At 74.6% G+C, this 7289-nt stretch carries 7 protein-coding genes; 4 read left to right on the top strand and 3 right to left on the bottom strand.

Features of this window, described 5'->3' with window-relative positions; all coding sequences use genetic code 11:
* From ACFW1I_RS37065 to ACFW1I_RS37080, 4 genes are all read left to right on the top strand, one after another.
* On the top strand, positions 1 to 692 hold a 692-nt coding region (locus ACFW1I_RS37065), incomplete at its 5' end, for an SDR family oxidoreductase (RefSeq protein WP_384678309.1).
* 93 nt (positions 693 to 785) lie between these two features.
* Positions 786 to 2351: a class I tRNA ligase family protein gene (locus ACFW1I_RS37070; RefSeq protein WP_384678311.1), complete on the top strand. Its 1566-nt coding sequence runs from the start codon at positions 786 to 788 to the stop codon at positions 2349 to 2351.
* A gap of 216 nt (positions 2352 to 2567) precedes the next feature.
* Positions 2568 to 3887 carry a D-inositol-3-phosphate glycosyltransferase gene (gene mshA / locus ACFW1I_RS37075; RefSeq protein WP_384678321.1) on the top strand — a complete coding sequence of 440 codons (1320 nt, stop codon included), beginning with the start codon at positions 2568 to 2570 and terminating at the stop codon, positions 3885 to 3887.
* 228 nt (positions 3888 to 4115) lie between these two features.
* Complete coding sequence (locus ACFW1I_RS37080; RefSeq protein ID WP_384678313.1) at positions 4116 to 4319, top strand: hypothetical protein; 204 nt, start codon at positions 4116 to 4118, stop codon at positions 4317 to 4319.
* Between the two features lie 93 nt (positions 4320 to 4412).
* On the opposite strand, the gene ACFW1I_RS37085 is transcribed toward ACFW1I_RS37080, so the two are convergent.
* From ACFW1I_RS37085 to ACFW1I_RS37095, 3 genes are all read right to left on the bottom strand, one after another.
* A complete protein-coding gene (locus ACFW1I_RS37085; RefSeq protein WP_384678315.1) occupies positions 4413 to 5465 on the bottom strand; it encodes a LuxR C-terminal-related transcriptional regulator in 1053 nt (350 codons plus the stop codon).
* A 50-nt stretch (positions 5466 to 5515) separates the two neighbouring features.
* Positions 5516 to 6556, bottom strand: coding sequence for a LuxR C-terminal-related transcriptional regulator (locus ACFW1I_RS37090; RefSeq protein WP_384678317.1), 1041 nt, complete (start codon positions 6554 to 6556; stop codon positions 5516 to 5518).
* Between the two features lie 117 nt (positions 6557 to 6673).
* A complete protein-coding gene (locus tag ACFW1I_RS37095) occupies positions 6674 to 7117 on the bottom strand; it encodes a Fur family transcriptional regulator (RefSeq protein ID WP_384678319.1) in 444 nt (147 codons plus the stop codon).
* Positions 7118 to 7289 lie beyond the last annotated feature (172 nt).

Consider the following 7289-nt stretch of genomic DNA (forward strand, 5'->3'; position numbering starts at 1 on the left):
GCGCGCTCGCCGTGGTTTTCGCCCATCTGGGGGCCGCGGTTTTTGTGTGGGCGGGGAGGGGGGTGGGGGGGGAGCGGACCCGGGCCGTGGTGCTGGGCTCGGCCCGGGACCGCATCCACGCCTTCGGGTGCGACCTCAGCAGGCCCGCCGAGATCCGGGAGTTCGCGGCCCGGGTCGGCGAACACACCGACCGCGTCGACCTGTTGGTGAACAACGGCGCCCGCTGGCTCGACGGCATGGACCTGGAGGCGACCAGCGACGCGGAGATCGTGGAGACCATCGAGTCCACGGCCGGCGGCACCGTCCTCATGGTCAAGCACTTCCTGCCGCTGCTGCGCGGCTCGCTGCGGCCCGACATCGTGAACATGGTGGCCGTGCGGGACGCGGAGGGAGCCTCCGCGACCGCCGCCGGCGGGGCGCACGAGGCGTTCTGGGCGGCGAAGAGCGCGCAGGCCGGTTTCGCGGACATCCTGGCCCGCCGGCTGCGGCCGTCCGGGGTGCGGGTCTTCTCCCTCTTCCCGCCGGACTTCTCGACCGCCGACCCGCGCTTCGCGGAGTGGGACGGCATCGACCCGAGCGGGGTCGCGGCCGACGACAAGCTCACCACGCAGGCGCTCTTCGAGTGCATCGTCTACGCCGTCGAGCAGCCCCGCGACTGCTTCATCCGCTCCTTCCACTTCGAGCCCCGCTGACCGGCCCCCGCTGACCGGCCCCCCGCCGACCGGCCCGGCACCCGCCGACGTCCCGTCTGCCCCTCGCACCTCGCTGACGCTCAGGAGGCTTCCATGAGCACCCCCGTCTGGATCACCGCGACCCCGCCCGCCACCCACGGCGAACTCCACATCGGCCACCTCGCGGGGCCGTACGTGGCCGCCGACGTCCTGACCAGATACCTGCGAGCCGAGGGCGAACCGGTCCGGTTCACCACCGGCACCGCCGATCACGCGAGCTCCGTCGAGGTCCGGGCGCTGCGGCTCGGCCGCAAGCCGGAGGAGGTGGCGGAGGGGTACCGGGCCGCGATCACCGCCGACTGGCTGCGCTCCGGCGTCGCGTTCGACCACATCGTCCGGCCGCGCCGCGACAAGGGGTACGCGCGCTGGGTGCGGGACCTCTTCGCGAAGCTGTACGCGGAGGGGGTCATCGCCCCGCGGACCCGCCTGCTGCCGTACTGCGAGCCGTGCGGGCGGTGGCTGTACGGGGCGCACGCCACGGGTTCCTGCCCGCACTGCGGCGCGGCGAGCGACGGCGGGATGTGCCACGAGTGCGCCCGGCCCAACGACGGCGGCGACCTCGTCGGGGCGCGCTGCGCGGTCTGTGACACCCCGGCGGTGGCCCGCCGCTGCCGCCGGCTCTACATCCCCCTGGAGCCGTTCCGGGAGACGCTGGCCGAGTACTGGGCGGCGGCGGGGCTGCCGCCGCGGCTCGCCGCGCTGTGCGAGTCGCTGGTGGAGGACGGGCTGCCGGACATCGCGGTGGGCCACCCGGCCGAGTGGGGTCTGGAGGTGCCGGTGGAGGGCTTCCCCGAGCACCGGATCGACGGCTGCTTCGAGGCGGCGGCGATGCACCTCTTCGGGCACGACGCCGAGGGGCGGCTGCCGGCCCGCGCCATCCACTTCTGCGGTTTCGGGCACTCCTTCTGCCACGCGGTGCTGCTGCCCGTGCTGCTGCTCGCGCAGGGCGTGAAGCTGCCGCAGGACTTCAACGTCAACGAGTCCTTCGTGATCGAGGAGGGGGTGCGGGAGGGGAACGTGTGGGCGCTCGACCTGCTCACCGAGTACGGCTCCGACACCCTGCGCCGGCACGTCCTCCAGGCCCGGCCGCTGGGCCGCCGGACGGTCTTCCGGCGGGAGCGGCTCGCCGCCGCCCGGCGGGAGCTGGACGAGAACTGGAACAGCTGGCTGGCCCGGCTCTTCGCGGCGGTCCGCGAGGAGTGCGACGGGCGCGCCCCGCAGGCGCTGCCCGGCGGCACCGGCTGGGAGGTCCTGGAGCGGCGGCTGCACCGGGCGGTGGACGATCTGCGGGAGGCGTACGGCCCGGACGCCTTCGACCCGCGCCGGGCGGTCGCCGTCCTCGACGAGATGGTCCGCTCGGCGGCCGACTTCGGGTACGTCAACGCGCACGAGCGGTGCCGGCCCACCACCGCCTGCCGTCATCTGCCGGCGCTGGCCGCGCAGTTGGCGGTGGCGTCGGCGCTGACGGCGTGGGCGCGGCCGGTGATGCCGGAGGGCGCGGACCGGCTGGCGGCGGCGCTGCGGGTGGAGACGGGGCGGCCGGTGGACTGGCACGCGCTGATCCCGCCGCTGCCGGGCACCCGGCTCTCCCCGCCGTCGGGCCCGGTCTTCGGTTTCTGAGCCCGCCGCGGCCGGACCCGCACTTCTGAGCCACCAAGAAGCCGAACAGTCACCAAGAAGCCGAACAGCCACCCGGAAGCCCAACAGCCACCCGGAAGCCGAACAGTCACCAAGAAGCCGGATACCGGTCACCCCTGCCGCGTGGCCCGGCGCGACACGCGCGGGGCGCGCGGCTCCCCCACCCCTCAGGAGCCTCTCGTGTCCCTGCGCGTCGCCATGCTCAGCGTCCACACCTCCCCGCTCCACCAGCCCGGAACCGGGGACGCCGGCGGCATGAACGTCTACATGGTCGAACTCTCCCGGGCCCTCGCCGAACAGGGCGTGGAGGTGGACCTGTTCACCCGCTGCCAGGGCGGCGGTGAGCCCCGGCTCACCGACCTGGCGCCCGGTGTGCGGGTCCGGCAGGTGGTGGCGGGTCCGCGCCGGGCGGTGGCGAAGGAGGCGGTGCCGGATCTGGTGCTGCCCTTCGCGCTGGGCCTGCTGCGCGAGCGGGGCCGGTACGACCTGGTCCACTCGCACTACTGGCTCTCCGGGCAGGCGGGCGGCATCGCCGCCTTCGGCTGGGGCACCCCGCTGGTGCACACCGCGCACACCCTGGCCCTGGTGAAGAACGCGCACCTGGGCGACGGCGACGCCCCCGAGCCGCCGGCCCGGATCCTCGGCGAGCGGCGGCTGGCGGCGGAGGCCGACCGGCTGATCGCGAACACGGCGGACGAGGCCGGGGCGCTGCGGAGCCTGTACGGGGCGGATCCGGCACGCATCGAGGTCGTCCGCCCGGGGGTGGACCTGCGGACCTTCGCCCCCGGTCCCGGGCCGGACGCCGGGCGGGCGGCGGCGCGGGTCCGGCTCGGGCTGCCGGCGGACGCGTTCGTGCCGCTGTACGCGGGGCGGATCCAGCCGCTGAAGGGGCCGGACGTGCTGGTGCGGGCGGTGGCGGAGCTGCTGCGGATGGCGCCGCCGCTGCGCGAGCGGCTGCTGGTCCCGGTGATCGGCGGGCATTCGGGGGCGGGGGAGCAGGGCGCGGTGGCGCGGCTCGCGGCGGAGCTGGGCGTGTCGGACGTGCTGCGGCCGTGTCCGCCGGTGCCGCAGGAGCGGCTGGCGGAGTGGTTCCGGGCGGCGGACGTGCTGGTGGTGCCGTCGCGGAGCGAGTCGTTCGGCCTGGTGGCGGCGGAGGCGCAGGCGTGCGGGACGCCGGTGCTGGCGTCGGCGGTGGGCGGGCTGCCGACGGCGGTGTGGGAGGGGGTGACGGGGCTGCTCGTCCGGGGCCACGACCCGGTGGAGTACGCCCGCCGGCTGTTGTGGCTGGCGGTGAATCCGCGGGCGCGGGTGACGATGGGGGTGGCGGCGGCCGGGCACGCCCGGGGGATGAGCTGGCGGGGCGCGGCGGCGCGGACGGTGGAGGTGTACGAGGACGCGCTGGCCGCACGGGAGCCGGCCGGGCCGCGGCGGGCGCGGGTGGGGCAAGGGCGGCGGCACGCCCCTGCCCCGGCGGCCCCTCTCTCCTGGAGGAACGAGAAGGCCGTAGCACGAGTCTAGCATCTCTTTTGGTTCGACCAAAGATTAGATGCGCTACGGACCAGTCAATTCCGTTGATTCGGCGGCCGATTGACGCACTCGCGCCATGGCGGGTCCACGCACGGGAGAACTGTGGATTCGTCAACGAGCCCCGGACAGAATGGAGTTGTTCTCAGGGAGAGCCCGGCGGCACGGGCCCCCGGAGACGGGAATCAGCTCATTCGCGCTTTGACGAATCCTGGAGGAATCATGTCCGTCGAGCAGAACTCCGGAATGCAGAAGACCGTGCGCCAGTTCCTGGTCGCCCTCACCGCCTGTCTCGCCGTCGCCGGCGCGGCCGTCTACGCGGTCTCCCCCGACGCCACCCCGGAAACCCCCGTCCAGCACGCCGGCGTCACCGTCGACTGGCCGCACACCACGGCCACCGCGACCCCCGCGCCGCCGGTGAACTGAACCGCACGCCGCGGAATTCCGAAAGCCCCGTGATCGCTGCCACGATCGCGGGGCTTTCGCGCGTGCGGAGGAATGGGGAATGCGGGGAGGGAATCAGTCGAGCCAGCCGAGCCGCACCGCGCGCACCCCGGCCTCGAATCGGCTCGACGCCCCCAATTCCTGCATGAGTTCGGAGAGCATCCGGCTCACCGTGCGCAGCGAGACGCCGAGGTTCCGGGCGATCTTCTCGTCCTTCATGCCGTCCGCGAGCATCTGGAGCGCCGCCCGCTGCTGCTCCGAGAGGCCGTCGCCGCCCCGCTCGGGCGCCACGTCGTCGCCGTACGGGGTGGCGGTGTGCCAGCAGTGCTCGTACAGGCTCAGACAGGAGCCGACGAGCAGCGGGCCGCGGGCCAGGATCGCGCCCCGGCCGGGCTCCTCCGGATGCAGCGGCACCATCGCGTACTGCTGGTCCACCAGGACCATCGTCATGGGGAGTTCGGGGGCGATCCGGACCTCTACGCCCAGCTCGGCGCGGCGCTTGAGGACGGCCGCCGCCTCGGGCCGCACGGCGTCCTGGGTGCGGTAGATCGCGCGGATCCGGATGCCCTGCGCGAGCTTGCGCGCGTCCCGCTCGAAGATCCGCTCGGGGACCTGGCGGGCCGGGCCCGTGGGGTACATCGAGCAGGACGCCTCCTGGGTGACGTCGACGATGTCCTCCAGGGCCTGCTGGATCCGCCGGTAGTCGGTGATCGTCTCGACGGCGATCTCGGAGCCCGCCAGGGTGCCGGGCCGCAGGAAGGTCCCGGCCAGCGTCTCCAGGGTGCCGTACGCCTGGTCGGCCTCGGCGAGGTGTTCGCGGAGCCGGGCCCGCTCCCGGTCCAGGATCCGCAGCAGGGCGATCTCCGGGTCCACCGAGGCGACCGCGTCCTCCTCGGGACGCCAGTCCTCGTTCCGCAGGTCGGCGGCGGTGGCGTGCCGGCTGGTGGTCGGGACGATCAGGCCGAGGGAGAGCAGTTCGGCCCGACATCGCTCGTACTCCTCCGGCGCGAGGCCTAAGCCGGCGGCGACCTCCGTGTAGTTCGACACCCCGCGACGGCGCAGCTCCTGATAGAGCGTCACCAGCAGCCCGGTCCCGCCGCCCACCGTGCCGCCGTCCGTCGTGACCATGGCGAACTCCCCCCTCGTCGTCGCGAAATCGACCGTCCCGGACCGTCAGGCTACGCGCTGCGTCCCGGCCCGCCGAGGTCGTCGGGGCCGTTCTCGCCGTCCAGCAGGCCCAGCCGGGCCGCCTTCACGCCCGCCTCGAAGCGGCTGGCCGCGCCCAGCTCCTGCATCACCTCGGAGATGAGCCGGCTGACCGTGCGCAGCGACACCCCGAGGTTCCGCGCCACCTGCTCGTCCTTGATGCCGGAGGCGAGCATCCGCAGCGCGGCCCGCTGCTGTTCGGTCAGTCCGTCGCCGCCGTGCGCGTCGGGTTCCTGGTGGCCGTACGGGGTGGCGGCGCGCCAGCAGTACGCGTACAGGGCCCGGTAGGCGCGGACCAGACCCGGGCCGCGGGCCAGGATCGCGGGGGAGTCGGGGTCGCGGGGGTCGGTGGGCAGCAGGGCGAAGGACTCGTCGGCGAGCACCATGTTCATGGGGACGACGGGGGAGAGCCGGATCTCGGTGCCGAGCGCGGTGCGGGCGGCGAGGTGCTGGTCCATCTCGGGGACCTGGCCGACCCGGTGGCTGTACATGGCCTGCACCCGGATCCCGCGGGCCACCCGCTCCCGGTCCCGGTCCAGCTCCAGGGCCATCTCCTCGCGCCGGACCGAGCCGGTCGCCATGGTGTGGACCGAGCCCCGGGCCGTCTTCGTCAGGTCGGCGAGCTCGCGGCGGATCCGCGCCGGATCGTCGACGATCTCCACCTCGACCTCGGAGCCCGGTTCGGTCCGGGCCCGCAGGAACGGTCCGGCGAGGGCCTCCAGGGCGGTGTGGGCGCGGCTGGTCTCGGCGAGCCGGCTCTCCAGCCGGTCCCGCTCGTGCCGCAGCAGCCCGAGCAGGGCCACGTCGGGGGCGACCACCGACGGCGCGTCCGACGCCGGTCCGACCAGCCCGAGTTCGGTCAACTCGGCATGGGCCCGGTTCCGTTCGGCGTCGGTGAGCTGGAGTCCGCGGGCCGCGTCGGCGAGCGGGGTGCCCGGCGCGGCGCGGAGCGCCTGGTAGAGGGCGAGGGCCTGCTCGCCTCCTGTACGTACTCCGGCGGCGTTCCTGGACACGGCGGCAGCAGACTCCCCTCGGATCGCACGGATCCCGTCGAAAAAACGCCCCGGCAGACCCTGCCACACATTCGAACGTTCCGCACGAGGTTCACGGGCGAAGCCGCACGGACAGGATCAGGCGGACTCTTCCGCGCAATCGGGGCACAGCCCCTTGAAGACCAGCTCGGTCTCGGCCGGCCGCCAGCCGGGCAGGCTGCCGCGCGGCGGCGCCGGCGCGGGCGCCGTCACGTTCTCCACCCGGCCGCAGTTCACGCACAGGGCGTGCTGGTGGCGGGGGCCCGAGATCTCGAAGACCGCCGGAAGCCCGGGCCGGTCGAACTTGCCGACCAGGCCGGTCTCCTGGAAGTGGCGCAGCATCTCGTAGACGGCCTGGCTGGTGAGCGTGCCGAGCCGCTCGCGGGCGGTCGCGGTGATCGCCTCGACGTCGAGGTGGCCGCCGGCGGCCAGCACCGAAAGGACCTCCAGGCGCGGCCCGGTGACCCGCAGGCCCACGTCCCGCAGGCGCTGGATCACCGCCTCGCGGCCCGTCAGCTCTTCCACGACTGCCCTCTCGCCCATCTGGTCCGCTCAAACCTTTGCGGGCATCGTACCTCTTGCCCGCCCGCCCCGTCAGGCGGGAGTCGGCCGGTCCCGGGAGCGTCGGCGGCCGGCCGCGCCCCCGCCCGGCCCCCGGGCCCGGGGGGCCGGCCGGCCCCCGCCCGCACCCCCCCCGCCCCGCCCCCCCCCCCCC

The organism is Streptomyces sp. NPDC058955 (assembly GCF_042741435.1).
Classification (GTDB): Bacteria; Actinomycetota; Actinomycetes; order Streptomycetales; family Streptomycetaceae; genus Streptomyces.